Origin of the sequence: Cellulomonas sp. HD19AZ1, from assembly GCF_004535805.1 — a bacterium.
Taxonomy (GTDB): Bacteria; Actinomycetota; Actinomycetes; order Actinomycetales; family Cellulomonadaceae; genus Cellulomonas; species Cellulomonas iranensis.
Map to the genome: position 1 here is coordinate 565,825 of NZ_SPHX01000002.1, position 26,839 is coordinate 592,663.

Annotated in this window: 20 protein-coding genes; 6 read left to right on the forward strand and 14 right to left on the reverse strand. The window is 76.0% G+C overall.

Translation table 11 applies throughout. The annotated features are described in order from the left end of the window. The 11 genes from E4A51_RS06080 to E4A51_RS06130 all read right to left on the reverse strand — a co-directional run bounded on the left by E4A51_RS06080 (position 1) and on the right by E4A51_RS06130 (position 12,343). On the reverse strand, positions 1–888 hold the full coding sequence (locus tag E4A51_RS06080) for a ribokinase (protein ID WP_134851150.1): 888 nt from the start codon (positions 886–888) through the stop codon (positions 1–3). Further along, positions 885–2,177, reverse strand: a complete 1,293-nt coding sequence (locus E4A51_RS06085; protein ID WP_134851151.1) for an ABC transporter permease — start codon at positions 2,175–2,177, stop codon at positions 885–887. Before E4A51_RS06085 ends, E4A51_RS06080 begins: the two co-directional genes overlap by 4 nt. Before the next feature lie 5 nt (positions 2,178–2,182). Further along, positions 2,183–3,397 (reverse strand): ABC transporter permease, encoded by a 1,215-nt coding sequence (locus E4A51_RS06090; protein WP_082131294.1) that lies wholly within the window; start codon positions 3,395–3,397, stop codon positions 2,183–2,185. Then, positions 3,394–4,911, reverse strand: coding sequence for an ABC transporter ATP-binding protein (locus E4A51_RS06095; protein WP_070319719.1), 1,518 nt, complete (start codon positions 4,909–4,911; stop codon positions 3,394–3,396). Before E4A51_RS06095 ends, E4A51_RS06090 begins: the two co-directional genes overlap by 4 nt. A 52-nt stretch (positions 4,912–4,963) precedes the next feature. Continuing rightward, on the reverse strand, positions 4,964–6,046 hold the full coding sequence (locus E4A51_RS06100; RefSeq protein WP_134851152.1) for a BMP family protein: 1,083 nt from the start codon (positions 6,044–6,046) through the stop codon (positions 4,964–4,966). A gap of 97 nt (positions 6,047–6,143) precedes the next feature. Further along, positions 6,144–7,076 (reverse strand): nucleoside hydrolase, encoded by a 933-nt coding sequence (locus E4A51_RS06105; protein WP_070319717.1) that lies wholly within the window; start codon positions 7,074–7,076, stop codon positions 6,144–6,146. Positions 7,077–7,181: 105 nt separating this feature from the next. Continuing rightward, positions 7,182–8,507: a hypothetical protein gene (locus E4A51_RS06110; RefSeq protein WP_134851153.1), complete on the reverse strand. Its 1,326-nt coding sequence runs from the start codon at positions 8,505–8,507 to the stop codon at positions 7,182–7,184. Positions 8,508–8,515: 8 nt separating this feature from the next. Then, entirely contained in the window at positions 8,516–8,992 is a 477-nt protein-coding gene (locus tag E4A51_RS06115; protein ID WP_134851154.1) for a hypothetical protein, read from the reverse strand. A 5-nt stretch (positions 8,993–8,997) separates the two neighbouring features. Continuing rightward, entirely contained in the window at positions 8,998–10,017 is a 1,020-nt protein-coding gene (locus E4A51_RS06120) for a hypothetical protein (protein WP_134851155.1), read from the reverse strand. Continuing rightward, positions 10,014–11,135, reverse strand: a complete 1,122-nt coding sequence (gene mnmA / locus E4A51_RS06125) for a tRNA 2-thiouridine(34) synthase MnmA (RefSeq protein WP_046527825.1) — start codon at positions 11,133–11,135, stop codon at positions 10,014–10,016. The genes E4A51_RS06120 and mnmA overlap by 4 nt, the downstream gene beginning before the upstream one ends. Beyond that, a complete protein-coding gene (locus E4A51_RS06130; RefSeq protein WP_134851156.1) occupies positions 11,135–12,343 on the reverse strand; it encodes a cysteine desulfurase family protein in 1,209 nt (402 codons plus the stop codon). Before E4A51_RS06130 ends, mnmA begins: the two co-directional genes overlap by 1 nt. A 172-nt stretch (positions 12,344–12,515) precedes the next feature. Here E4A51_RS06130 and E4A51_RS06135 point away from each other — a divergent pair, with 172 nt between their 5' ends. After that, complete coding sequence (locus E4A51_RS06135; protein ID WP_070319712.1) at positions 12,516–13,508, forward strand: phosphotransferase; 993 nt, start codon at positions 12,516–12,518, stop codon at positions 13,506–13,508. A 119-nt stretch (positions 13,509–13,627) separates the two neighbouring features. Here the strand turns inward: E4A51_RS06135 and E4A51_RS06140 are convergent, their stop codons facing one another. Both E4A51_RS06140 and E4A51_RS06145 read right to left on the reverse strand, forming a co-directional pair. Beyond that, positions 13,628–14,608, reverse strand: a complete 981-nt coding sequence (locus E4A51_RS06140) for an electron transfer flavoprotein subunit alpha/FixB family protein (RefSeq protein WP_070319711.1) — start codon at positions 14,606–14,608, stop codon at positions 13,628–13,630. 46 nt (positions 14,609–14,654) lie between these two features. Beyond that, on the reverse strand, positions 14,655–15,449 hold the full coding sequence (locus E4A51_RS06145; protein ID WP_070319725.1) for an electron transfer flavoprotein subunit beta/FixA family protein: 795 nt from the start codon (positions 15,447–15,449) through the stop codon (positions 14,655–14,657). 102 nt (positions 15,450–15,551) lie between these two features. On the opposite strand from E4A51_RS06145, the gene glgX reads away from it, so the two are divergent. Beyond that, positions 15,552–17,750: a glycogen debranching protein GlgX gene (gene glgX / locus E4A51_RS06150; RefSeq protein ID WP_134851157.1), complete on the forward strand. Its 2,199-nt coding sequence runs from the start codon at positions 15,552–15,554 to the stop codon at positions 17,748–17,750. A 33-nt stretch (positions 17,751–17,783) separates the two neighbouring features. Beyond that, positions 17,784–19,439, forward strand: a complete 1,656-nt coding sequence (locus tag E4A51_RS06155) for an FAD-binding dehydrogenase (RefSeq protein WP_134851158.1) — start codon at positions 17,784–17,786, stop codon at positions 19,437–19,439. Between the two features lie 87 nt (positions 19,440–19,526). Here the strand turns inward: E4A51_RS06155 and E4A51_RS06160 are convergent, their stop codons facing one another. Then, the gene (locus tag E4A51_RS06160; protein WP_134851159.1) at positions 19,527–20,309 is read right to left on the reverse strand and encodes a hypothetical protein; all 783 of its coding nucleotides are present in this window, start codon (positions 20,307–20,309) and stop codon (positions 19,527–19,529) included. Positions 20,310–21,550: 1,241 nt separating this feature from the next. Here E4A51_RS06160 and E4A51_RS06165 point away from each other — a divergent pair. The 3 genes from E4A51_RS06165 to E4A51_RS06175 are packed head-to-tail and all read left to right on the forward strand — an operon-like array spanning position 21,551 to position 26,822. Next, positions 21,551–23,569, forward strand: a complete 2,019-nt coding sequence (locus E4A51_RS06165) for an alpha-1,4-glucan--maltose-1-phosphate maltosyltransferase (RefSeq protein WP_305038342.1) — start codon at positions 21,551–21,553, stop codon at positions 23,567–23,569. Beyond that, positions 23,566–25,539 (forward strand): maltose alpha-D-glucosyltransferase, encoded by a 1,974-nt coding sequence (treS, locus tag E4A51_RS06170; RefSeq protein WP_233421129.1) that lies wholly within the window; start codon positions 23,566–23,568, stop codon positions 25,537–25,539. Before E4A51_RS06165 ends, treS begins: the two co-directional genes overlap by 4 nt. Then, entirely contained in the window at positions 25,536–26,822 is a 1,287-nt protein-coding gene (locus E4A51_RS06175) for a phosphotransferase (protein WP_082740011.1), read from the forward strand. Before treS ends, E4A51_RS06175 begins: the two co-directional genes overlap by 4 nt. The last annotated feature ends 17 nt before the right edge of the window (positions 26,823–26,839 follow it).

The following is a 26,839-nucleotide window of genomic DNA, read 5'->3' on the forward strand; positions in this document are numbered from 1 at the left end:
TCAGCGGCGCGGGTACGACTCGACGGTCCCGTGCCGGGTCACCGCCTGCGAGGCCGCGGCGACCGCGCTCTGCACCGCACCGCCCAGGTCGACGCCCACGGCGAGCCGGGACGCGAGCACCCCGACGAACGCGTCGCCCGCCCCGGTCGCGTCGACGGCGTCGACGACGGGCGCGGCGACGTAGGCCGACGACGTGCACGTCGCCGCCACCGCGCCGCGCGCGCCGAGCGTCACGACGACCGCCTCCGCGAGCCGGCCCGCGGCGGCCGCGCACGCGAGCCGCCAGTCCTCGGGATCGGCGCCGTCGAGGCCGAGCGTGCGCGCCTCGTGCTCGTTGACGACCAGCGGGTCCGCCGTGCGCAGGGTCCGCGGTGCGACGTCGCGCGGCGGCGCCAGGTTGAGGACGAACCGCGCGCCCCGGTCCCGGCACACCTCGGCGAGGCGGTCGAGCACCTCGACGGGCACCTCGCCCTGCGACAGCACGGTCGTGCCGGGCCCGAGCCGGTCCGCGAGCGCGTCGACCGCCGCCGCGTCGAGCGCGTCGTTGGCGCCCGAGCTGACCGCGATCATGTTCTCGCCCCGGGCGTCGACGAGGATCTGCGCGATCCCGGTCGGCACGCCGCGCACGGCCGCCACGTCCGTCACGTCGACGCCCCACGCGGCGAGCTCGGCCCGCACGGCGGCGCCGCCCGCGTCGTCGCCCGTGCGCGCGACGAGCTCGACCCGGGCGCCGTCGAGCGCCGCGGCGACGGCCTGGTTGGCGCCCTTGCCGCCGAGCCCCTGACGGTAGGACGACGCCAGCACCGTCTCCCCCGGCGCCGGGAACCGCTCGACCCCCGAGACGGCGTCGACGTTGACGGACCCGACCACCAGCAGCGTGCGCTTCATGACGCCCCCTCGTACGCGGTCCCGCTCGCGGCGGGCGCCCGGACCTTCCCGACCACCCCGGCGACCGCGAGCACGGTCACCAGGTACGGCAGCATGAGCATGAGCTCGCTGGGCAGCGGCGACCCCACGATCCCCAGCACGTTCTGCAGGTTGCTGACGAACCCGAACAGCAGCGCCGCGGCCGCGGCGCGCAGCGGGTGCCAGCCGCCCAGGATGACGGCCGCGAGCGCGATGAACCCGGCGCCGGCCGTCATGTCCTTGCCGAACCCTCCCACGGACCCGAGGGTGAAGTAGGCGCCCCCGAGACCGGCGACCGCCCCGGCCAGCGCGACGACGCGCACCCGGGTGGCGCGCACGTCGATGCCGACGGTGTCCGCCGCCTCGGGGTGCTCGCCCACGGCGCGGATGCGCAGGCCCTGCCGCGTGCGGAACAGCACGACCCACACGACCGCGACGACGACGTACATCGCGTACACGACCACGGTCTGGCGGAACAGCACGGGGCCGACGACGGGGAGGTCGCCCAGCACGGGCAGCGCGATCTGCGGGAGCCGCGCGGGCGAGTTGAGGCGGGCCGCGTCGGGTGCCAGGGCCGTGGAGTAGAAGAACCCGGTGAGGCCCGTGACGAGCACGTTGAGGACGATCCCGACGATGACCTGGTCGACCAGGTACCGGACGGAGAAGACCGCCAGCACGGTGGCCACGAGCGCGCCCGCGACGACCGCGGCGACGAGTCCCACGAGCGGCTGCCCGGTCACGGTCGCGACGACGGCGGACACGCACGCACCCGCCAGCAGCTGACCCTCGATCGCGACGTTGACGACGCCGACGCGCTCGGACAGCACGCCGCCCATGGCGCCGAACACGAGCGGGATGGACAGCGCGAGCGCACCGCCGAGCAGCCCGACGACCGGGACGGTCGCGCCGGCGGCGGCCCACGTGAGCAGGGCCAGCACGAACGCGGTCCCGAACGCGGGCGCCAGGGCCCGGGCGGGCGGGCGCCCGGCGCGGACCCGCAGGGCCGCCACGGCGCACAGCGCCGCCATGACGAGCGTGAGCGCGACGGTCGCGGCCTGCGCGGGCACGGTCGCCGTCGGCAGCGCGAGCACGTCGGTCGGCTCGGACAGCCGGAACGACGTCGTGCCCGTGCGCGGCCCGAGCGCCGCCGCGAGCGCGGCGGCGAGCGTGAGGACGGCCATCGTGACCGGCGTGCGCCACGACGCCGCGGCCGTCCCGGCGCGTCCGTCGCGCCGGGGCGCGAGGGACCGCAGGAGCTGGGTGGGGGTCATGGGTCTCACTCCTGGCCCCGCGCCGGGGCGGGGATCCGGAACAGGGCGCGCACGAGCGGGGGCGCCGCGATGAACAGGACGATGAGCGACTGCAGCACGAGGACGAGGTCGACGGGGATGGCCTGCATGGACTGCATCGCGAACCCGCCGGCCTTGAACGCGCCGAACAGCAGGCCGGCGAGCAGCACGCCGAGGGGTCGCGACCGGCCCAGCAGGGCCACCGTGATGGCCTCGAAGCCGATGCCCGCCTCGATGCTCACGCCGAACCCGGTGGTGACGGTGCCGAGCACCTGCCCGGCGCCGGCCAGGCCGGCGAGCGCACCCGCCAGGACCATGACGACGAGGTACACGCGCTCGACGTCGATGCCCGCGACACGTGCCGCTCGGGGGTTGAGGCCCACGGCGCGGAACCGGAACCCGAGCGCGGAGCGGTCGAGCAGCCACCACACGCCCGCGACCGCGAGCAGCGCGAGCACGAACCCGGCGTGCGTGGTGTGCGCGTCCCCGAACAGCGGCGGCAGCACCGCGGTGGCGTCCGCGGGGCGCGAGCGCGGGTTGGCCGACCCCTCGACCTGCAGCACCGGCGTGCGCAGCAGCAGCGAGACCAGGTAGAACGCGACGTAGTTGAGCATGATCGTGACGATCACCTCGTGCGCGCCGGTGCGGGCCTTGAGCAGCCCGGCGATCCCGCCCCACAGCGCCCCGCCGGCCAGGCCCGCGGCGAGCGCGACGGCGACGTGCACGCCCACCGGCAGGTGCAGCGAGGACGACGCCCACCCGGCGCACGCCGCAGCGACGAGGATCTGCCCGCGCGCACCGATGTTGAACATGCCGACGCGGAACGCGAGCGCGACCCCGAGGCCGGCGGTGATGAGGGGCGTGGCGAACATCAGGCTGTCGGTCAGGGGGCGGATGCTCGCGGCGAACGTGTCGCGCGGCGCCCACACGGCTCCCTGGAAGAGCGCGAGGTACGCGCCGCCCACGGCCTGCCCGACCGCCGCGAGCAGGTCGCCGGGCCGCCGCAGGAAGTACGGTGCGGCGGCCGCGACGCGGTCGTCGGTGAGGCACACCAGCAGCGCGCCGAGCACGAACGCCATGAGCACCGCGAGCAACGAGGTGGTCACGCGTCCCTGCGTCACGGCGCGCAGCACGGCGCCCGCGCGGTCCGGCGGAGGCTCCTGGTGCGCCTGCTCGCGCACGGGGGTCTGCACGTCGCTCATGCCGCGTCCGTCTCCTCGATCGGGGTGCCGGCCATCATCAGACCGAGCACCTCCCGGCTCGTCCCGGCCGGGACGACGCCCACGACGCGCCCGCGGTACATCACCGCGATGCGGTCGGCGAGACCGAGCACCTCGTCGATCTCGGTGGACACCACGACCACCGCGGTGCCCGCGTCGCGGGTCTCGACGATGCGCCGGTGGATGAACTCGATGGAGCCGACGTCGACGCCGCGGGTCGGCTGCGCCGCCACGAGCAGGCGCAGGGGCCGGGCCAGCTCGCGCGCGATGACGACCTTCTGCTGGTTGCCGCCCGAGAGCCGCCGCACCTGCGTGCGGATCGACGAGGTCCGCACGTCGAACTCGTCGACGCGCTGGCGGGCGAACTCGGCCAGGTGCGCACGGCGGACCTCGCCGCGCCGCACGAACGGCGGCCCGAACGAGCGGTCGAGGACGAGGTTCTCGGCGATCGAGAACTCGCCGACCAGCCCGTCGTGCGTGCGGTCCTCGGGGACGTGCCCGACGCCGGCCGCGAGCACGGCGCGGACCCCGGCGCGCGTGAGGTCGTCGTCCCCGAGGCGCACGGTCCCCGCGGACGGTGCCCGCAGCCCGGTGATCGCCTCGACGAGCTCGGTCTGCCCGTTGCCCTGGACGCCGGCGATCCCCAGCACCTCTCCCCCGCGGACCTGCAGCGTCACGTCGTCGACGAGGGCGCGCCCGCTCGCGTCGCGGACCGTGAGCCCGTCGACGCGCAGCCCGTCGCCGCGCGGGCGTGCGGGCGGGCGGTCGACGGTGAGCGTGACGTCGCGCCCAACCATGAGCCGCGCGAGCTCGCGCGTGGTGGTGCCGGGCTCGGCGGCGCCGGCGACGCGGCCGTGCCGGATCACCGTGATGCGGTCGGCGACCTCGCGCACCTCCCGCAGCTTGTGGGTGATGAAGACGAGCGCGGTGCCGGCGTCGGCGAGGCGCCGCATCGTCGCCATGAGCTCGTCGGTCTCCTGCGGGGTCAGGACGGCGGTGGGCTCGTCGAGCACCAGGACCCGCGCGTCGCGGGCCAGCGCCTTGACGATCTCGACGCGCTGCTGCACGCCGACGGGCAGGTCGCCGACGAGCGCGTCGGGGTCGAGGTCGAAGCCGAACCGCTCCGAGATCTCCCGCACCCGCCGCCGCGCGGTGCGCATGTCGAGCCAGCCGGGGCCGCGCACGTCCTCGTCGCCGAGGACGACGTTCTCGGCGACCGTGAGGACCGGCACAAGCATGAAGTGCTGGTGCACCATGCCGATGCCGGCGCGCATCGCGTCGCCCGGTCCGTCGAAGCGCTGCGGCGCGCCGTCGAGCAGGATCTGGCCGGCGTCGGCGCGCAGCAGGCCGTACAGCACGTTCATGAGGGTCGACTTGCCGGCGCCGTTCTCGCCGAGCAGGCAGTGGATCTGCCCCGGCTCGACCACGAGGTCGATCGCGTCGTTGGCGACCAGGGTCCCGAAGCGCTTGGTGATGCCGCGCAGCTCGAGCTTCATCGTTCCTCCTTCCGGGCCGCGGGGCGCGGCGTCGCGCCCCGCGGCCCCGGGGTCAGCGCGGGGAGTTGACCGACTCGACGACGATCTCGCCGTCGGCGACCTGCTGGCGCAGGGCGGCGACCTCGTCGGCGAGGCCGTCCGGCAGGGTGTCGGCCAGGTCGTGGTACGGCGCCAGGTCGACGCCGGCGTTGGCGAGGTCGCCGACGTACGGCGTGGCGTCGAAGCGCCCCTGCGACCCCTCGTCGACGACGCTCACGATCGCGTCGCCCATCTGCTTCATGACCGAGCTGAGGATCAGGTCGCCGTACTGCGGCGCGATCGCGTACGTGTCGTTGTCGACGCCGATGAGCACGCCCCGGCCCGCGTCGCGCAGCGCCTCGGCGGTGCCCTGGTAGAGCGACCCGGCGACCGGCATGACCACGTCGGCGCCCTGGTCGAGCAGGTTGCGGGTGACGGACTTGCCCGCGGCGATGTCGTCGAACGTTCCGGAGAAGGTGCCGGTCTGGCTGGCCTTGTCCCAGCCCAGCAGGCGCACGTCGGTGCCGTGCACCTCGTTGTAGTGCGCGACGCCGTCGGCGAAGCCGTCGAGGAAGAGCATGACGGGCGGGAACGGCTGCCCGCCGTAGACCCCGACGACGCCGGTGCGCGAGTACCCGGCCGCGAGGTACCCCGCGAGGAACGCCGCCTGCGCGGTGTCGTAGACGACCGGCTTGACGTTCGGCAGGTCGATCGAGGAGTCGTCGACGATCGCGAAGCTGCGGTCCGGGTACCGCTCGGCGGCCGTCCGGGCGGCGTCGGCGGTGGAGAACCCGACCGTGACGGTCAGGTCGCAGCCCTGCTGGTAGGCCTGCTCGAGGTTGGGCGCGTAGTCGGTCTCGCTGTTCGACTCGAGCGTGAGGGTCCGGACGCCGAGCTCCTGCTCGGCGGTGCGCATGCCGTCACGGACGGCCTGGTTGAAGCCCTTGTCGTCGAGGCCCCCGAAGTCGGAGACCATGCACGCGGTGTAGTCGCGCCCGGACGTGCCGGCGGTGGCGGCGTCGGGCTCGGGTGCCGGTGGCGCGGCGCACGCGGCGAGCGCGAGGGCGACGAGCGCGGCGAGGGCGAGCGGCCGACGGGCGGTGGGTCGTGCGGTCATGTCGAAGCTCCTTCGATTCGCATGAGGCGGGACGTGCGGGGTCGATGGGACGGGCAAGAATGCGCAATCGTTTACGCGCAGTCGCTGACGGACGCCCTCAGCGGAGGGCGCGCAGCGCGGACTCGACGAGGCCCCAGAACCGCTCGACGTCGAGGTCGAGGGCCACCGTCGCGTTGTGCTCCAGGCGCAGGATGTCGATGAGGTCGACGCAGGTCGCACCCGCGGTGCGCTCGCCGCGCAGCTCGACGTCCACCCGCGTGCGGACGGTCGTCGCCACGGCCGGGTCGGCCACGAGCGCCACCGCGACCGGGTCGTGCAGCGGGCCCTCGGGCATCTTCTCGGCCTCGAGGTACGTCGAGCAGAAATAGTCGAGGAGCTCGACGCCGAACGCCGAGGTCGCGTTGCCGATCGCCGCGATGCGCTCGCGCACCTGCGCGCTGATGAGCGCCTGGTGCGTGATGTTGAGCCCGACCATCGTGAACGGCACGCCCGACGCGAGCACGACGTCCACCGCCTCGGGGTCGGCCCACGCGTTGAACTCCGCGTACGGCGTCGCGTTCCCCCTGGTCGTGGAGCCGCCCATCCACACGATCTCGCGGATCCGGTCGCGCGCCTCGGGGTGGTCGCGCAGCAGCGTCGCGACGTTGGTGAGCGGGCCGGTCGGGATGATCGTCACGGGCTCGTCGCTCGCCTCGAGCGTGTCGAGCACGAGCTGCACCGCCGGGCGCGGGTCGAGCGCGACCGTGGGCTCGGGCAGCTCCGGCCCCCCGAGGGCGTTCTCGCCGTGGATCCACGACGCGGGCGTCAGGGTCCGGGCCAGCGGGCGGTCGGCGCCGGCCGCGACGGGCACGCCCTCGATCCCGGCGACCGTGCACGCGACGAGCGCGTTGCGCGTCGTGTGCTCGAGGTACCCGTTGCCGGACACCGTGGTGATCGCGCGCAGGTCGAGCGCGGGGTTGCCCGCGGCCAGCCAGATGGCGAAGACGTCGTCGTGCCCCGGGTCGCAGTCGAGGATCACGGGGATGGGCATGGTGTCACTCCTTCGTCACACCGACCGGTCGGTTCGGTGTGGAAACGATTACGCACATCTGGACGCGCGTCAAGGCCCTCCCACCCGTCGGGCGTCGGTCGCCCGTCAGCGCGCGTCGGCCGCCTGCGGCTCGACGGGGGCCTCGTCGTCACCCCGGGGCGCGCCCTGCCCCCGCACCACGCGGTCGACGCCGGCCGCGAGCAGCGCGATCGTCAGCGTCAGCCCGATCGCGGTCGCGAGCCCCTCGAGCATCGGCACGAACGCCAGCCACGTGCGGACGTCCTGCGGGCCGAGCACCGCCCGCCCCAGCAGCAGCACGCCCTCCTCGACACGGGTCGCGACGAGGAACGCGAGCGCGAACACCAGCATCGGCCCGAGACCCGCGACGGCCATGCGCCGCAGCCCGTCCGCGAGCGCCGTGAACCGTCCCCGCACGTCGCCGACGACGGGCGCCGCCGCCTCGGTCGACCACCGGCGCACGGGGGCCGGCACGCGCTGCCAGGCCGCGGGAGCCGTGCGCCGCGGGCGCGGCGGGTCGGCCAGGCGGTGCCCGTAGACCACCGCGCCGACCGTCAGCCACGCGAGCGGGATGACGACGAGGTCGTCGAGGTTCCCCAGCACGCCCGCGACCGTGTCGACGACCGCGTCGACCGGACCTGCCAGCGGGCCCAGCGCGTCGAGCGCCGTCAACCACCACTCGAGCACGATCGACACCGCGCGCCGCGTCTCGACCCACGCCCAGACCCGGCCGGTGAGCTCGGTCGCGAAGGCCGCGGCCACGAGCAGCCAGAACGCCTCGACGTACGCGCCGACGAACGCGAGCGCGCGCCGGTGGCTGCGGCCCTCCCAGCGGCCGAGCGCCCACCGCAGCACGACCGCCACGCCCACCACCAGCACGACCCACCAGCCGCTCGCGAGGTCGACGAACGAGCCGTCGGCCCGGTCGCCCGTGAGCGAGAACCCGTTCTCCCGGAACGCCCGGTACGCGGCCGTGTTGAAGAACCGGGCGCGGTCGTCGGCGAGGAACCCGTACGACGCGTACAGCGCGAGGAACGGCACGAACACCGAGCCCAGGACGTCGACGAGCCCGCGCTCGTGGCCCGAGGTCGGGTCGTCGGGCGCGCGCGTGCGCCCGATCGCGGCGAGCGCGGGCAGGTCGCGCCGCAGCACGTGCAGCATCGCGACGATGCCGGCGACCATGCACAGCGGCGCGAGCACGAGCACGGCCCACCCGAGGGTGTTGCTGACGCCCGCGGCGTTGACGGCGGCCCAGCCGGCCGCGTGACGACCCGCGACCGCGAGGAGCGCGAGCACGAGCAGCACGGGCCACCAGCGCACCCACAGCCGCACGCCGTGCGCGACGACGGCGCCCAGGTCGCGGAACCACGCGCGCAGCCGCGCTCCGGTCGTGGTGGGGGGCACGTCGGTCACGGCGGACATCATGGCGCGTCGCCGCGGCGTGCGGCCGCACCGCCCGCGGCGGCGCGTGCCTGCCGGGGCGGCAGCACCGCGACGGCCGTCCCGGCCGCACCGCCGAGCAGCAGCACGAGCCCACCGACCACCACGGCCGTGGGCGCCGCCGCGACGACGGACCGCTCGCGCGCACCGTCGACGTCCCACGTGCAGACCGAGCGCGCGGGCACGACGCCGAACCCGACGCGTGCGTCGGCCTCGCCGGCCTCGTACGCCGCGAGGCACGTGCCCGGTGCGGCGTCCTGCGCCGCCTGCACGGTCCGCACGCCGATGCTCACCCACGTGACCAGGAGCGTCACGACGCCGACGAGCCCGAGTGCGGTCGTGACGAGGAGCGCGAGCGCGCGGCGGCGCGAGCGCGGGGCGCGCCGCGTGGGCGGTGCGGGGCGGTCGAGCGGCGCGGGCCCGGGCGGCGAGGTGCCGGGCGGAGGGGTGGGGGGCACGGTGGTCATCCTTCCGCCCGTTCGGCGACGAGGCTCGCGGCACGCACGAGACCGGCGAGCGCGCCGCGCGCGTCGTCGGGGGTCGCCCGCTCGGGCGGTGCGCCCGCGAGCAGCACGACGTCGCGCAGCGCGGCGGCGGGCAGCCCGACGGCCCGCCAGGGGCGTGTCAGCGCGTCGGCCTGCCCGACGACGTCGGGGCCCGCGCACTGCGACGACGCCTGCGGCGGCAGCTCGGGCCAGAACGCGCGGCCGTCCTCGACGACCTGCGCGACCTCCTCCCAGCCGCGCTCGCCGATGCCGGCGACCGCGAGCGCCGCGCCGTCGGCGGACGACGCCCGCACGGCCGCGAGCGCGGACCACGCGGTGCCGCCGTGCACGACCAGCGCGGTCGCCCCCGCGGCGCGCACCGCGTCCGCCACGGCGCCGAGCCCCTCGGCCACGACGGGTCCCGGCACGCGGCGCAGCGGCGCCCGCCCGGAGAACCCGGGCACGGCCCCGGCGAGCACGGGAGCCAGCAGCGGCTCGCGCAGCAGCACGCGGACGTCGGCGCCGGGGACGACCCGTCGCACGTCGGCGACGCGCTCGGCGAGCCCCGCGGCGACCGAGCCGACGGCGTCGCGGACCGCACCGGGGTCGGACAGCATGCGGTCGCCGCGCGCGAGGTAGACGTCGGCCGCGAGCGTGAACGGCCCCAGCGCGGGCAGCACGAGCGGGCCCGCGTAGCCGTGCGCCGCGACCGCGAGCGCGTCGAGGTCCTCGCGCGCGTGGGCCCGCGCGCGCTCGAGGTCGCGCCCCGGTCGGTCGGCGAGCTTCCAGCCGTGCGGCCCGAGCTCGGAGGGCAGGTCGGCGAGCAGCGCGACCGCGGCGCCCGTCGCGTCGCCCCAGGGCCCGCGCGCGGGCAGCAGCACGGTGAACGGGTGACCCACGACCTCGCTCGGCGTGTCGACCAGGTCGCCGACGACCGTGCTCGCGACCTCGAGCGCGTCGGTCCCGGGCCAGGGGCCGACGCCGCTGACGCCCGTCACGCCGTGCGTCCCGGCGCGGGCACCACGTCGGCGGGTGCGCGCGTCGCGGCGACCGTGGCCTGCCCCAGCACGCGCGTGCCGTCGTACAGCACGAGCGACTGGCCCGCCGCGACGCCCCGCAGCCCGGCGCCCGTGACGTCGACCGTGACGCCGTCCGCGTCGGCGGCGAGCACGCGCGCGGGCACGTCGGCGCCGTGCGCGCGGACCTGCGCCGTGAGCGTCGTCCCCGGCGCGGGCACGTCGGCGAACCACACCGCGGACGCACCGACCACGTGCGCGACGTCGAGCGACTCGGCGGGGCCGACGACCACGCGCCGCTGCACGGGCTCGACGGCCAGCACGTAACGCGGGCGGCCGTCGGCCGCGGGGCGCCCGAGCGCGAGCCCGCGCCGCTGACCCACCGTGTAGGCGTAGGCGCCGTCGTGGCGGCCGACGACCTCGCCGCCCTCGTCCACGACGTCGCCCGGCTGCTCGCCGAGCGCACGGCGCAGGAAGCCCTGGGTGTCGCCGTCGGCGACGAAGCAGATGTCGTACGAGTCGGGCTTCGCCGCGACCGACAGACCGCGCGCGACGGCCTCGGCCCGGACCTCCGCCTTCGACGTCACGTCGCCGAGCGGGAAGACCGCGCGCGCGAGCCGCTCGGGGCCCATGACGGCCAGCACGTACGACTGGTCCTTCGCGGCGTCGGACGCCCGGTGCAGCTCGCGCGTGCCGTCGGCACGGTCGACGACGCGTGCGTAGTGCCCGGTGCACACCGCGTCGAACCCGAGCGCGAGCGCCTTGTCGAGCAGAGCGGCGAACTTCACGTGCTCGTTGCAGCGCACGCACGGGTTGGGCGTGCGGCCCGCGGCGTACTCGGCGAGGAAGTCCGCGACGACCGTCTGCTCGAACCGCTCCGACATGTCCCACACGTAGTACGGGATGCCGAGCACGTCCGCCGCGCGGCGCGCGTCCGACGCGTCCTCGATCGAGCAGCAGCCCCGGGACCCGGTGCGCTCCTGCGCGGGCGTGCGCGACAGCGCCATGTGCACGCCCACGACGTCGTGCCCCGCGTCGACAGCGCGCGCGGCGGCGACGGCCGAGTCGACCCCGCCCGACATGGCGGCGAGCACGCGCATCAGGCACCCACCAGCGTCGACGTGAGCCCGGCGGCGCGGGCGCGCTCGACCGCTGCGGGCAGGGCCGCGACGACCGCGTCCACGTCGGCCTGGGTCGACGTGCCGCCGAACGAGAACCGCAGCGCGCCCCGCGCGTCGTCCTCCCCCACACCCATCGCGAGCAGCACGTGCGAGGGGCGTGGCACGCCGGCCTGGCACGCCGACCCGGTCGACGCCTCGACGCCCGCGGCGTCCAGCAGGTAGAGCAGCGAGTCGCCCTCGCAGCCCGCGAACGTCAGGTGCGCGTTGGCCGGCAGCCGACGCGCCGGGTCGGACGGCCCGCGCAGCGTGGCACCCGGGACCTCGGCGAGCACGCGCCGGACGAGGTCGTCGCGCAGGGCCGCGACGCGCGCGGCGTGCTCGGCGCGCTCGGCGACCGCCTCCTCGACGGCCGTCGCGAACGACGCGAGCAGCGGCGCGTCGAGCGTGCCCGAGCGCACGTCGCGCTCCTGCCCGCCGCCGTGCAGCACGGGCGTGACCGCCAGACCGCGCCGCAGCAGCAGCGCACCCGTCGAGCCCGGTCCCCCGACCTTGTGGCCGCTCACCGTGAGCGCGTCGACGCCCGACGCCGCGAGGTCGACCGGCACCTGGCCGACGGCCTGCACGGCGTCCGCGTGCACGGGGACGCCGTGCCGGCGCGCGAGCGCGACGACCTCGTCGAGCGGCTGCAGCGTGCCGACCTCGTTGTTGGCCCACATCACCGAGACCAGCGCGACCGCGTCGCCGTGCTCGTCGAGCTCGGCCCGCAGCGCGTCGACCTCGACGACGCCCTCGGCGTCGACGGGCAGCAGCACGAGCTCGGCGCCCGAGTGCTCGGCCAGCCAGAACGCGGGGTCGAGCACCGCGTGGTGCTCGACCGCCGACACCACGACGCGGCGGCGGCGCACGTCCTGCGCGTGCCGCGCCCAGAACAGCCCCTTGACCGCCAGGTTGTCGGCCTCGGTGCCGCCCGCGGTCCACACGACCTCGCTCGGCCGGGCGCCGAGCGAGGCGGCCACCCGCTCGCGCGCCTCCTCGACCGTGCGGCGCGCCGTGCGCCCCGCGGTGTGCAGCGACGACGGGTTGCCGGTGCGCGTCAGCGCGTCGGTGAGCGCGGCGAGCGCCCGGGGGCGCATCGGCGTGGTGGCCGCGTGGTCGAGGTAGACCGCGGGCGGACGGGACGGGCTCACGTCGACAGTCTACGAACGTGCCCGCGGGCCCCGGCGCCGCTTCCCCACCGAGGTCGGCGCCGGGCCGCCGCGAGGCCCGGGCCACGACTCTCCCCCACGGTCGGCACGTTTCCCCCGCACGCCGCGGGCGATCGCGCGACCCGAGGGGCCGTCTTGCTGGCAGGATGTCAGCGTGAGTGCCGACGACGTCATCGCGCTGCCGCTCGCCTTCGGCGGACAGCGGCTCGACTGGCGCGACCTTCCGCGGGCCGTGCGGGACCGCATCGAGACCCTCGCCGGCGCGCGCGTCACGGCCGAGACGTCGGCCACCAGCGGCTTCTCCCCCGGGTTCTGCGCCGTGCTCGAGCTCACCGACGGCCGGGCCGTCTTCGTCAAGGCCGTGTCGCCCGACCAGAACCCGACCTCACCGCAGCTCGCGCGCGCCGAGATCCGTGCCGCCGCGGCGCTGCCCTCGCAGGTGCCGGCACCGCCGCTGCGCTGGTGGCACGACGACGGCCACTGGGTCATCCTCGGCTTCGACGCCGTGCACGGCCGCTCGCCCGAGCTGCCGTGGCGCGCCGACGACCTCGCGCTCGTGCTCGCCGCGATCGACGACCTGGCGCACTGCGAGCCGACCCCGGGGCACGCGCTGCCGCGCACGGACGACCAGCTCGCCGAGGACTTCACCGGCTGGCGCCGGATGCTGCGCGCCGCCCCCGCCGAGCGCGAGCGCGTCGCGACCGCGATCGACGAGCCCGGCCGGTGGGCGGTCGAGCACCTCGACGACCTCGTGCGCTGGGAGCAGGACGCGCTGCGGGCGTGCGCGGGTGACGCGCTCGTGCACGGCGACCTGCGCGCGGACAACGTCATGATCGAGGACGGCCACGACCGCGTCTGGCTGATCGACTGGCCGCACGCGAGCGTCGGCGCGCCGTGGCTCGACCTGGCGTTCATGCTGCCGAGCGTGGCCCTGCAGGGCGGGGCGGGCGACCCCGCGTGGCTGTTCAGCCAGAGCGCGGTGGCCGACGGCGTCTCGGTCGACCAGCTCCGCGCGGCGCTGTCCGGGCTGGCCGGGTACTTCGCGTGGTCGTCGGGGCAGCCCGCACCCCCGGGGATCCCCAACCTGCGCGCGTTCCAGGCGGCGCAGGCCGGCGCGACCCTGCGGTGGCTGCGCGACATCGCCTGACGACCGGACGACCGCCCGCGGCTCGGCCCGGCACCGCACCCGTCACGCGCGGTCCGGGCCACGCGCTCCCCGCCACGGCGGCGTGAGGACGCCGCCCGGCACGCGAGCAGCGACCGACGTCAGCCCTGGAGCCGGCGCAGCTCCGCGGCCGTCTGCGGCAGCACCGTGAACAGGTCGCCCACGATCCCGAAGTCGGCGATCTCGAAGATCGGTGCGTCGGGGTCGCTGTTGACCGCGACGATGGTGCCCGACGCCTGCATGCCGCCACGGTGGTGCACGGCGCCCGACACGCCCGCGCCGACGTAGAGCCGCGGCGACACCGTCACACCGGTCTGGCCGATCTGCGCGTCGTGCCCGATCCAGCCCTCGTCCGTCGCGACGCGCGTCGCGCCGACCGCGCCCCCGAGCACGTCGGCGAGCTCCTCGACGGGCGAGAAGTCGCCCTCGGTGCCGCGGCCGCCGACGACGACGACGTTCGCCGAGCCGAGGTCGGGGCGCCCCGACGCCGCGTGCTCGCTGCGCTCGACGACCGTGACCCGCGTCGAGGACGGACGCACCGCGACGGGCAGGTCCTCGACCCGCGGGTCGCTCGGCGCGGGCGCGTCCTGCGCGGGCACCGCGTTCGCCTTGACCGTGACGACGGCCGTCGGCGTGGTCACCGCGCAGCGCGTCGTCCACGTGCCGGCCAGCACGGTCTTGTGCGCGACCACGCGGCCGTCCTCGAGCGTCAGCCCGTCGACGTCGGTGACGACGCCCGCGCCCGTGCGGACCGCGAGGCGCGCCGCCGCCTCCTTGTTCTCGAACGACGACACGAGCAGCAGCAGCGTCGACCCGGTGGCTGCGAGCGCGGCCTGCAGCCCGTCGGCGAGCACGTCCGACACGTGCGGGTCCGCGTCCGTGACCAGGCGGTGCACGGCGGTCACGCCCTGCGCCGCGAGCACCGGCCGCGCGGCGGCGACGTCCTGGTCACCGGCCCACACGCCGTGCACGCCCGCGTCGCCCGCGAGGTCGCGCGCGAGGGTCAGCAGCTCGCGCACGGGGGCGCGCAGCGTGCCGTCGGGGGCGTGGTCGAGCAGGACGAGCACGGGGGTGGCGGTCACGACGGTCCTCCGGTGGTGCGGGCGACGGGGTGGGGGCGGGCCGCGCTCAGACGAGCTTGCGCTCGACGAGCCACGCGGCGAGCCGCGTCCCGGCGTCACCGGTGTCGGTGAGCAGGACGCGGTCCTCGCGCGGCGGTCGCGGGGCGGCCTCGAGGACCTGCGTGCGGGCGCCCGCGGCCCCCACGGTCGCGGGGTCGACGCCCAGGTCGGCGAGCGTGAGCGTCGCGACGGGCTTCTTGCGGGCGGCCATGATGCCCTTGAAGTTCGGGTAGCGCGGCTCGTTGATGCCGTCGGTCACCGACACCACGGCCGGCAGCGGGGCCGTGAGCGTCTCGGTCGCGTGGTCCAGGCGCCGCACGACCGTCGCGGTGCGCGCGTCGACGTCGACGTCGAGCGACGACGCGAGCGGCAGCGCCGGCAGGTCGAGCAGCTCGGCGAGCGCGGCGGGCAGCAGCGACGTGAGGCCGTCGAGGCCGGCCATGCCCGTGAGCACGAGGTCGACCGGGGCGTCGGCCGACAGGTGACGGACGGCGGCCGCGAGCACGGTCGCCGTGCCGATCGCGTCCGAGCCCGCGACGTCGTCGTCGAGCACGTGGACCGCCTCGTCGGCGCCCATCTGCAGGCCCTTGCGGACCGCGTCGACCGCGTCGTCCGGGCCCGCCGTCAGGACCACGACCTCGCCGTCGTGCTCCTCGGCGAGCGCGAGCGCGGCCTCGACGGCGTTCTCGTCGAGCTCGTTGAGGGTGCCGTCACCGCCGTCGCGCACGACGCGCCCGTCGGCACCGAGCTGCCGGTCGGACTGGATGTCGGGGACGAACTTCACGCAGACGACGATCCTCACCCGGCGAAGGCTACCCTCACCGGCCCCGCCCGTCGGAGGTGGTGTTCGCCACGTGGGCAACGCCGGCCACGTCCCGGACGTGCGTCCTGGCACGATGGGGTGGTGGCCGAGACGACCGAGCGACACCGTCCGCCCCGCCTCGGCGTGCACGTCACCGGGGCGGGCGTCGACGTCGCCGTGCTCGCGCCGCACGCGACCGCGGTCGAGCTGTGCCTGCTCGACGGCCCGCTCGACGCGCCCACCGAGCGGCGCGTGCCGCTGGCCGGGCCGCGGCTCGGCGTCTGGTCGGCCTCGGTGCCCGGCGTGCGCGCGGGTCAGCGCTACGGGTTCCGCGCGCACGGCGCGTGGGAGCCCGGCTACGGCCTGCGGTACAACCCGGCCAAGCTGCTGGTGGACCCGTACGCGCGCGGGCTGGTCGGCGAGCTGGGGTACGGGCCCGAGACGTACGGCCACGTCGTGGGCGACGACCTGACGGGCGACCCGTACGGGCCGGCCGACGGTCGCGACTCCGCCGGGCACGTCCCGCACGGCGTGGTCGTCGACACGCGCGCGCTGCCCGGTCCCGACCCCGCCGCGAACCGCCCGTGGACGCCGTGGTCCCGCACGGTCGTCTACGAGGCGCACACCAAGGGGCTCACGCGGCTGCACCCCGACGTGCCCGAGGAGCTGCGCGGCACGTACGCGGGCCTCGCGCACCCCGCGGTCGTCGACCACCTGCTCGGCCTGGGCGTCACGGCGCTCGAGCTGCTGCCGGTCCACGCGTTCACGTCCGAGCCGCACCTGGTCGCCAAGGGACTGACCAACTACTGGGGCTACTCGACGCTCGGGTTCTTCGCGCCGCACGCGGCGTACGCGACGGCCGCCGCGCGCGCCGCCGGGCCCGCCGCCGTGCTCGACGAGGTGCGCGCGACCGTCCACGCGCTGCACGGGGCCGGGCTCGAGGTGCTGCTCGACGTCATCTACAACCACACGTGCGAGGGCGGGCTGCCCGGCCAGCACCTGTCGTGGCGCGGGCTCGACAACGCGTACTACTACAGCCACGACGGCGCGGTCCCCGCGACCCTCGTGGACGTGACCGGCACCGGCAACTCCCTCGACTTCCGGCGCGACGGCGTCGTCGGCATGACGCTGGACTCGCTGCGGTACTGGGCCGACGTCGTGGGCGTCGACGGCTTCCGCTTCGACCTCGCCGTGACGCTCGGCCGCAGCCCCGAGGGGTTCCGGCCCGACCACGCGACGCTCGTCGCGGCCGCGACCGACCCGTCGCTCGCCGGGCTCAAGCTCGTCGCCGAGCCGTGGGACGTGGGCCCCGGCGGCTGGCGCACGGGCCAGTTCCCGGCGCCGTTCGCCGAGTGGAACGACCGGTTCCGCAACGCCGTGCGGTCGTTCTGGCTGGCCGACCCCGGCCGCGCCGCGCACGGCCTGCCGGGTCACCGCGTGCGCGACCTCGCGACGCGGCTGTCGGGGTCGGTCGACCTGTTCGGCTCGGGCACGCCGCCGCTGCAGCGCGGACCGCGCGCGTCGGTCAACTACGTGACGGCGCACGACGGGTTCACGATGGCCGACCTCGTCGCGTACGACCACAAGCACAACGCCGCCAACGGCGAGCAGAACCGCGACGGGTCGGACGACAACCGCTCGTGGAACCACGGCGTCGAGGGCCCGGTGCAGCAGGACTCCCCCGCGGTCGACGTCGCACCCCTGCGGCGCCGGTCGGTCCGCAACCTCTTCGCGACGCTCGTGCTCGCGGCCGGCACGCCCATGGTCACGGCGGGCGACGAGACGGGCCGCACGCAGCGCGGCAACAACAACGCGTACTGCCAGGACAACGAGCTGTCGTGGGTGCGGTGGGACCTGTCGCCGTGGCGCGTCGACCAGCTCGCGACCGCGCGGCACCTGCTGCTGCTGCGGCGCGAGCACGCGGCGCTGCGCACCGAGACGTTCTACACCGGGCGGCCGCGCGTCGAGGGCGGTCCGCCCGACCTCGGGTGGTACGGCGCCGACGGCGTCGCGTTCGACCACGCCCGGTGGCACGACGCGTCGGTCCGCACGTTCCAGATGCTGCGCGTCGCACCGCCGCCCGACGACGACCAGGTGCTGCTGGTGGTGAACGGCGCGCTCGACGCGGTCGAGGTGACGCTCGTCGACGGGCACCCCGCACCGTGGACGCTCGCGTGGGACTCGGTGTGGGAGCACCCGTCGGAGGTCTCGACCGCCGCGATCTCGGGCGGGCTGCACCTGCCGGGCGGCTCGACCACCACGGTCGAGCCGCTGAGCATGCGCGTGTACGTGCGCCCCTGACGTCGCGCGCCGGCGGGGCGGTAGCGTGCGCGCATGACGCACACCCACGACGTCGTGGTCGTCGGTGCCGGGCTCGCGGGCCTGGTCACGACCGCCGAGCTCGTCACCGCCGGCCGGCGCGTGCTGCTGCTGGACGCCGAGCCGCCGGCGAGCCTCGGCGGGCAGGCGTGGTGGTCGTTCGGGGGCCTGTTCCTCGTCGACTCGCCCGAGCAGCGTCGTCTCGGCGTGCGCGACAGCGCCGAGCTCGCGCTGTCCGACTGGCTGGGGTCGGCGGCGTTCGCGGACGACGGCGCTGACCGGTGGGGCCGCGCGTGGGCCGAGGGGTTCGTGGACTTCGCCGCGGGCGGCATGCGGGACTGGCTGCACCGCCTCGGGGTGCGGTGGTTCCCGCTCGTGCAGTGGGCGGAGCGCGGCGGGTACCTCGCGGACGGGCACGGCAACTCGGTGCCGCGGTTCCACGTCACGTGGGGCACGGGGCCGGGTGTGCTCGAGCCGTTCGTGCGGGTGCTGCTCGACGCGCACCGCGACGGCCGCGTCGAGGTGCGCTTCCGCCACCGCGTGACGGGGCTGACGACGACCGACGTCCGCGTCACGGGCGTGCGGGGCGACGTGCTGGCACCCGACGCGGCGGAGCGCGGTGCGCCGTCGTCGCGCACGGTCGTCCGGCCGTTCGAGGTCGAGGCCGCCGCGGTCGTCGTCGCGACGGGCGGGATCGGCGCCAACCACGACCTGGTGCGCGCGACGTGGCCCGCGGCGGCCGGTCGGCTGCCCGCACGCATGCTGTCGGGCGTGCCGGACCACGTCGACGGGTCGGGCATCGAGGCCGCGCGCGCCGCGGGCGCGCACGTCGCGCACGAGGGCCGCATGTGGCACTACCCGGAGGGCGTCACGAACCACTCGCCGGTGTGGTCGGCGCACGGCATCCGGATCCTGCCGGGTCCGAGCTCGCTGTGGCTCGACGCGGACGGCAACCGGCTGCCGGCTCCGCTCTTCCCGGGGTTCGACTCGCTCGGCGCGCTCACGCACGTCACGTCCCGCGGCGACGACCACTCGTGGTTCGTGCTCGACCGGACGATCCTCGGCAAGGAGTTCGCGCTCTCGGGCTCGGAGCAGAACCCGGACCTCACGGGGCGCGACCTCGCGCTGCTGCTCGAGCGGGTCAGGCCGGGTGCGGTCGGCCCGGTCGAGACGTTCGCGCAGCGGTCGCCGGAGTTCGTCGCCGCGACGACACCGGCCGAGCTGGCCGCCGGGATGAACGCCCTGACGGGCACGTCACGGATCGACCCCGACGCGCTCGCGCGCACGATCGCGCTGCGAGACGCGCAGGTCGCCACGGGGCTCGGCAAGGACCTGCAGGTCACGGCCACGGCGATGGCGCGGCGGTTCGTGGTCGACAAGGCGATCCGCGTCGCACCGCCGCACCGCCTCACGGACCCCGCGCACGGCCCGCTGTACGCGGTTCGGCTGTCGGTGCTGACCCGCAAGACCCTCGGCGGCCTCGCGACCGACCTCGAGGGCCGCGTGCTGCGCCCCGACGGCGAGGTCCTGCCGGGCCTGTGGGCGGTCGGCGAGGCCGCCGGGTTCGGCGGCGGCGGCGTGCACGGCCACCGCGCGCTCGAGGGCACGTTCCTGGGCGGCTGCCTGTTCACGGGCCGCACGACGGGCCGCGCCCTGGTCGCGGCCCTCTGACCCCGGTCCTCTCCTCCTCCCCCGTCCTCGTCGCCGAACGCGCGGTTCTGCCGGTTCTCAAGCCGTAGAACCGGCACGAGTCCGCGTTCACGGGGTCGCCGGACGCGAGAGGTGGCGGGCCAGCGTGCGCGCGACGCGCCCTGCGGCGACGTCGTCGGCCGTGAAGCGCAGGAGCAGCGCACCGGTCGCGACGATCGCGTTCTGCCGCTCGCGGTCCCGGTAGAGGGCCGCCGGTGTCGCGTGCGGTCCCGCGCCGTCGATCTCGACGACGACGAGACGCCCCTCTGGCGTCCACCAACCCAGGTCGCCGCGCGCCACGACACGACCGTCGGCGTCGCGCACCGGCACCTGCAGCTCGTCGGGGGCGAGGCCCGCGTCGACGCACTGCAGCCGTGCGCGCGTCTCGAGCGGCGAGTCCGCGCGCCCGTCGACGAGCTCCCACCACCTCGCGAGACGCGCGGCCCCGCGTCGACCGCGCGCGAGCGCCCGGACGCACGCGAGGTCGGGTGCCACGAGGCCGCGGCGGACGGCCGAGTCGAGCACGCCCACGGCGTGCTCGCGTGACAGCTCGCACACGGCCTGCGCGAGCGCAAGCTCCGGTCGCACGGCACGCGCACCCCGCACGACCACGACGTCACCCGTCCGGAAGCGCCGCACCCGCGCGTCACCCCGGTGGTCGCGCCCGCCGACGACGGGAAGCGCCGCCTCGGGCCGGATCGTCCGCGGCAGCCCCTCGACGCCGTGCAGCGCGAGCGCGCAGGCGCCGACCGCCACCGCGCGCTCCGGCCCGAGCGCGAGCAGCGCCGTCCACGCGGCCCTGCGCCGGCGGTGGTCGTGCCCCCGGTCGACGCGGTCCGGTTCCCCGGGCACGACCGGACCGCCGCGCACCGCACCACCTGGTGCGCCTGCGGGGCCCGCAGTCCTCGGAGGTGTGGCCGCCGCCTGCACGCGCATCTGCGCCTGCGGCGCCCGTGGCGACCACCCCTGTCGCGGCGTCGGCTGCGGCAGGGGCGACCGTGCCACCGTCACGCCCTCGGCTGCGGGTCGCACGGGCACAGGTCCCGCCGGCGCAGGGCTCACGGCCGCGGATCCGGTCGCCCCGGCGTGCACGTCCAGCGGGTCGGCGAGCACGCGCGGTCCGTAGCGCCGCACGAGCGCGCCGGCGGCGTCGTGGACGCCCCGCACGACGGGGACCAGCGAACCGTCGCCCCGCAGCGCAGCGCGGCGGTGCCGGCCGACGCCGGCCGCGTCGCACTGAGCCGTCGACACGAGCCCCTCCTGCAGGAGGGCGAGACGGAGCAGGGGAGGGGGCAGAGGCGCCGGACGTCGCATCCCGCCAGCGCACCAGCCCGACACGGACGGCGTCCTGCCCCGACGCCGACGCGGCGCTGGCCCCGAGGTCACACGGTCCTGTGGTCGGCTCGACACGGTAGCGGTCGCCGCTCACCGGTCGAGTGCGGAGTCCCGCCGCTCCTCGGCGCCCGTGACCGGCGCCCTCCCGCGCTCGACGGCGACCGACGCCCGCGGCCACGGCACCACCTGCGGGGCTGCGCCGCACCGTCACCAGGCCTCGGTCGGCGGCGAACGCGGTGTTCGACCGGTCATGGCGTCCGAGAACCGGCAGAACCTCGCGCTCGCCGGGTGGGGGCCAGGTGGGGTGCCGGGTTCAGCGGGGCGGGATCGGTCGTGTCGCGCGGTGGGGGGTGGACGGGTGACCAGGTGGCTGCCGGAGCGGGCGGGCCGCCCGGGCCGCGGGCGGCGCGCCGTGGGTGCCCAGCGGATGCCGCGACCCCGGATCCCCGGATAGGTTCGGGACCGTGACGACACCCCGCCGCCCACGTCGCACGTCACCGGCCACGTCCGCGGACCGGCCACGTGCCGTCGCCCCGGTGCCCGCGCCCGGGCGACCCTCCGACCCGACCCGCACGCCGGAGCCCGCGAGCCCGACGGCGGCGGACACGGCCGCCGCCACGACCTCCGCCTCGGCGCCCGCCCCCGGGGCATCGGCCCCCGAGGCGGTGTCGACCGCACGGGCGTCCGCCCCGCCGGTCGGACCGCCCCCGGCGGCCCCCGCGCCGCCGGCCCCCACGGCCGCCTCCCCCGCGGCGCCCGTGACGGGCCCGCTGCCGGTCGGGCGCATCCCGGTGGTCGACGTGTCCCCGGTCGCCGAGGAGGGCCGGTTCCCGGCCAAGGCCGTCGTCGGCGAGCCGGTGCCCGTGCGCGCGACCGTGATCCGCGAGGGCCACGACGCGCTCGGTGCGACGGCGGTGCTGCTGCGTCCCGACGGGTCGGTGCACTCGTGGCGTCGCATGGTCGACGTGGCGCCCGGGCTCGACCGTTACGAGGCACGCCTCGTGCCGGACGCCGAGGGCGAGTGGTCGTTCCGCGTCGAGGGCTGGTCGGACCCGTACGGGACGTGGGCGCACGACGCCGCGATCAAGGTCGAGGCGGGCGTCGACGTCGAGCTCATGCTCACCGAGGGCACGCTCGTGCTGGAGCGCGCCGCACGCCGCACGGGCGACGACGCGATGGCCTCGCACGACGCGCGCACGCTGCTGGCGGCCGTCGACGCGCTGCGCGACACCTCCCGCCCGCCGTCGGAGCGCCTGGCAGCGGGGCTCGCACCCGCCGTCCGGGAGGCGCTGGACCGCACCCCGCTGCGCGACCTCGTGACGGCGTCGCGGGCGTACCCGCTCGTGGTGCACCGCCGTCTCGCGCTGACGGGCGCGTGGTACGAGATGTTCCCGCGCTCGCACGGCGCGACGTACGACGAGGCGACGCAGACGTGGACGTCGGGCACGCTGCGCACGGCGGCGAACCAGCTGCCGCGCATCGCCGCGATGGGCTTCGACGTCGTCTACCTGACGCCGATCCACCCGATCGGTCACGCGCACCGCAAGGGCCGCAACAACGCGCTCACGGCGATGCCGGGCGACCCGGGCTCGCCGTACGCGATCGGCTCGCAGGACGGCGGCCACGACGCGATCGAGCCGACGCTGGGCACGTTCGACGACTTCGACGCGTTCGTCGCACGGGCACGGTCCCTGGGCATGGAGGTCGCGCTGGACGTCGCGCTCCAGGCGTCGCCCGACCACCCGTGGGTCCGCGAGCACCCCGAGTGGTTCACGACGCGCGCCGACGGCACGATCGCGTACGCCGAGAACCCGCCGAAGAAGTACCAGGACATCTACCCCCTGAACTTCGACAACGACCCCGAGGGCATCTACGCGGAGATCCGCCGCGTGCTGCAGGTGTGGATCGACCACGGCGTCACGGCGTTCCGCGTCGACAACCCGCACACCAAGCCGCTGTCGTTCTGGCAGCGCCTGCTCGCGGACGTCGCGGCGGACCACCCCGAGGTGATCTTCCTGTCGGAGGCGTTCACGCGCCCGGCGATGATGCTGACGCTCGCGAAGGTCGGCTTCCACCAGTCGTACACCTACTTCACGTGGCGCAACACGAAGGCCGAGCTCGAGGAGTACCTCGCGCGGGTCGGCGGCGAGGAGGGCGCGTGGATGCGCCCGAGCTTCTGGCCGACGACGCACGACATCCTGCCGCCGTACCTGCAGCACGGCGGGGCCGCGGCGTGGGCGGTGCGGGCCGTGCTCGCGGCGACCGGGTCGCCGACGTGGGGCGTGTACTCCGGCTACGAGCTGGTCGAGGACGTGCCGCGCCCGGGCGTCGAGGAGCAGATCGACAACGAGAAGTACGAGTTCCGTCCTCGCGACTGGGCGCGCGCCGAGCACCTGGGCATCGCGCTGCTCATCGGGCGGCTCAACGAGATCCGTCGTGCGCACCCGGCGCTGCAGCAGCTGCGCAACGTGCGCGTGCACCCGACGTCCGACGACGCGCTCGTCGCGTTCTCGCGGCACCTGGAGGCGCACGAGTCGCCGACGGGGCGGCCCGACACCGTGGTGACGATCGTCAACATCGACCCGTTCGGCGTCCGCGAGGGCGTCGTGCGTCTCGACCTGGGTGCGTTCGGCCTGCCCGCCGACCGTCCCGCGGTGGCGCGCGACGTGCTGTCGCAGGAGACGTACGCGTGGTCCGAGGAGGTGTACGTGCGGCTCGACCCGCAGGTGCGGGTCGCGCACGTCGCCTACCTCGAGCACCCGGGTGAGGCGCGATGAGCCCGTCCACGCCGCCGCCCGACGACGTCGCCGGCGCGGGTGACCCGCGCACGCCGCGCACGCCCGTGCTGGGCACGCCTGCGGCGCACCCGGGCGGTGCGGCCGCGGTCCCGCCGGGCACGCCGCCCCCGGGATCGCAGCCGTCGCCGGACGCGGTGCCCGGTGCGCCGGCGCCCGTGCCGACGCCCCCGCCCCCGGGGGCCGCGGGTCCGGCGACCTACGGGCGGCACCGCGAGCCGGCGCCGACGACCGCGGCGATCGCGCTGGGCGGCCTGCCTGCGCGCCGTCAGCCGCCGGTCCCCGCTCCCCCGCCGACGGACGGTCGCGACGACGACCCGGAGTGGTACCGCACGGCCGTGTTCTACGAGGTCATGCTGCGCACGTTCTCGGACTCGAGCGGGCACGGCAGCGGCGACCTGCAGGGCCTGGTGCAGCGGCTGGACTACCTGCAGTGGCTGGGTGTCGACTGCCTGTGGCTGCCGCCGTTCTACCCGTCGCCCATGCGCGACGGCGGCTACGACGTGTCGGACTACACGGCGGTCGCACCGCAGTACGGCACGCTCGACGACTTCCGCCTGCTGGTGACCGAGTGCCACCGGCGCGGCATGCGGATCGTGGTCGACCTGGTGATGAACCACACGAGCGACCAGCACCCGTGGTTCCAGGCGTCGCGCTCGGACCCGGACGGGCCGTACGGCGACTTCTACGTGTGGAGCGACGACAACACGCGCTACCAGGACGCGCGCATCATCTTCGTCGACACCGAGACGTCGAACTGGACGTTCGACCCCGTGCGCCGGCAGTACTTCTGGCACCGGTTCTTCAGCCACCAGCCCGACCTGAACTTCGAGAACCCGCGCGTCGTGGACGCGATGTTCGACGTCGCGCGGTTCTGGCTGCACCTGGGAGTGGACGGGTTCCGGCTGGACGCGGTGCCGTACCTGTTCGAGGCCGAGGGCACGAACTGCGAGAACCTGCCGGAGACGCACCAGTTCCTGGCCGACCTGCGGCGCATGATCGACGAGGAGTTCCCCGGTCGCATCATGCTGGCCGAGGCGAACCAGTGGCCCGAGGACGTCGTGCACTACTTCGGCACCGAGGAGGCGCCGGAGTGCCACATGTGCTTCCACTTCCCCGTGATGCCGCGCATCTACTACGCGCTGCGCGACCAGCGCGCGACGCAGATCGTCGACATCCTGGCGGACACGCCGGCGATCCCGTCGTCGAGCGGCCAGTGGAGCACGTTCCTGCGCAACCACGACGAGCTGACGCTCGAGATGGTGTCGACGGAGGAGCGCGCGTCGATGTACGGCTGGTACGCGCCGGACTCGCGCATGCGCGCGAACGTCGGGATCCGCCGCCGGCTGGCGCCGCTGCTGGACAACTCGCGCAAGGAGATCGAGCTCGCGCACGCGCTGCTGCTGAGCCTGCCGGGCAGCCCGTGCCTGTACTACGGCGACGAGATCGGCATGGGCGACAACATCTGGCTGCCGGACCGTGACGCGGTGCGCACGCCGATGCAGTGGACGCCGGACCGCAACGCGGGCTTCTCGACCGCCGACCCCGGCAAGCTGTACCTGCCGCTGGTGCAGTCGCTCGTCTACCACTACGGCAACGTCAACGTGGAGTCGCAGCTCGCGCAGCCGACGTCGCTGCTGCACTGGGTGCACGGCATGCTCGCGGTGCGACGTCAGCACCGGGCGCTCGGGCTGGGCTCGTTCGAGGTGGTGCCGAACGACAACGACGCGGTGCTGACGTTCCTGCGGCGCACCGACGACGAGACGGTGCTGGTGGTGGCGAACCTCGCGGCGACCGCCCGCGCGACGACCGTGCGCCTGCCCGGTCACGTGGGGTGGCACCTGCGCGACGTGTTCGGCGGCGCGCACTTCCCGCCGGTGCGGGACGACGGCACGCTGACGTTCACGCTCGGGTCCCGCGACTTCTACTGGCTGGAGCTGACCGCCCCGTGATCCTCGACGCGCTGCCGCCCGACGACGTCGACCACGAGGTCGTCGAGCTGCTGCGCGCGTGGTTGCCGGAGCGTCGCTGGTACCCGGCGAAGGGTGTCGACGCGCGCCTGACCCCGGTCGGTGCCGTGCACCTGGGCGACGACGTGCGCGTGCTGCTGGTGCACGCGCGGGCGGGGGCGGTGGACGTCGTGCTGCAGGTGCCGGTGCTGCTGCTCGCCGACGCGGGCGGGGCCGACCCTGGCGCGGTGCTGGGCACGGCGGGTGGCCGCACGGTGCTCGACGCGGCGGGCGACGCGCGGTTCCTGGCGGCGTGGCTCGCGCACGCGGACGGGCCCGGGGCCGACGTCGACGTGACGGCCGCCCGGGTGGTGACGGGCGAGCAGTCGAACACGTCGGTCGTGCTGCCGGGTCCGGACGGCGTCCCGCGCGGGATCCTCAAGGTGCTGCGGACGCTCGCGGGGGGCGAGAACCCCGACATCGACGTGCCACGCCGGCTGGTCGAGGCGGCCTGGGACGGCGTGCCCGCGCCGCTCGCGTGGACGCGGGCGCGGTGGCAGGCGCCGGACGGCAGCGAGGCCGTCGGGTACCTGGGCGTGCTGAGCGCGTTCGTGCCGGGGGCGCAGGACGGGTTCGAGCTGGCGTGCGACCACGCGCGCGACGGGCGCGCGTTCGGGGACCTCGCGCGCGAGCTGGGTGCGACGGTCGCGGGCATGCACGACGCGCTCGTGCGGGCGTTCGACCGGCAGGAGGCGCCGGACGGGGGTGCGGTGCTCGCGCGCGCGCTGCTGGACCGGCTCGCGTGGGCGACGGCCGCGGTGCCGTCGCTCGCGGAGCGCACGCCCGCGGTGCGTGCGGTGGCGGACGAGGTCGCCGCGCTGCCGACGACGCCGGCCCGGCAGCGCGTGCACGGCGACCTGCACCTGGGGCAGGTGCTGCGGTCGACGGGTCGCTGGTTCGTCATCGACTTCGAGGGCGAGCCGCTGGCGCCGCTGGCCGCGCGGACGCGCCCGGACCTGGCGCTGCGGGACGTGGCGGGCGTGCTGCGGTCGTTCGACTACGCGGCGGCGGTCGGCGGGCTGGTGGGCGCGCCCGCCGAGGCGTGGACGCGGGACGCGCGCGACGCGCTGCTCGACGGCTACGGCGTGGGTGCGGAGCCCGCGAGCGCGCTGCTGCTGCGCGCGCTCGAGCTCGACAAGACCCTCTACGAGGTGGTCTACGAGGCGCGGAACCGGCCGACGTGGGTGCCGATCCCGCAGGCGGGCCTGGACCGTCTGCTCGGCTGACGGCACAGCCGCGACGG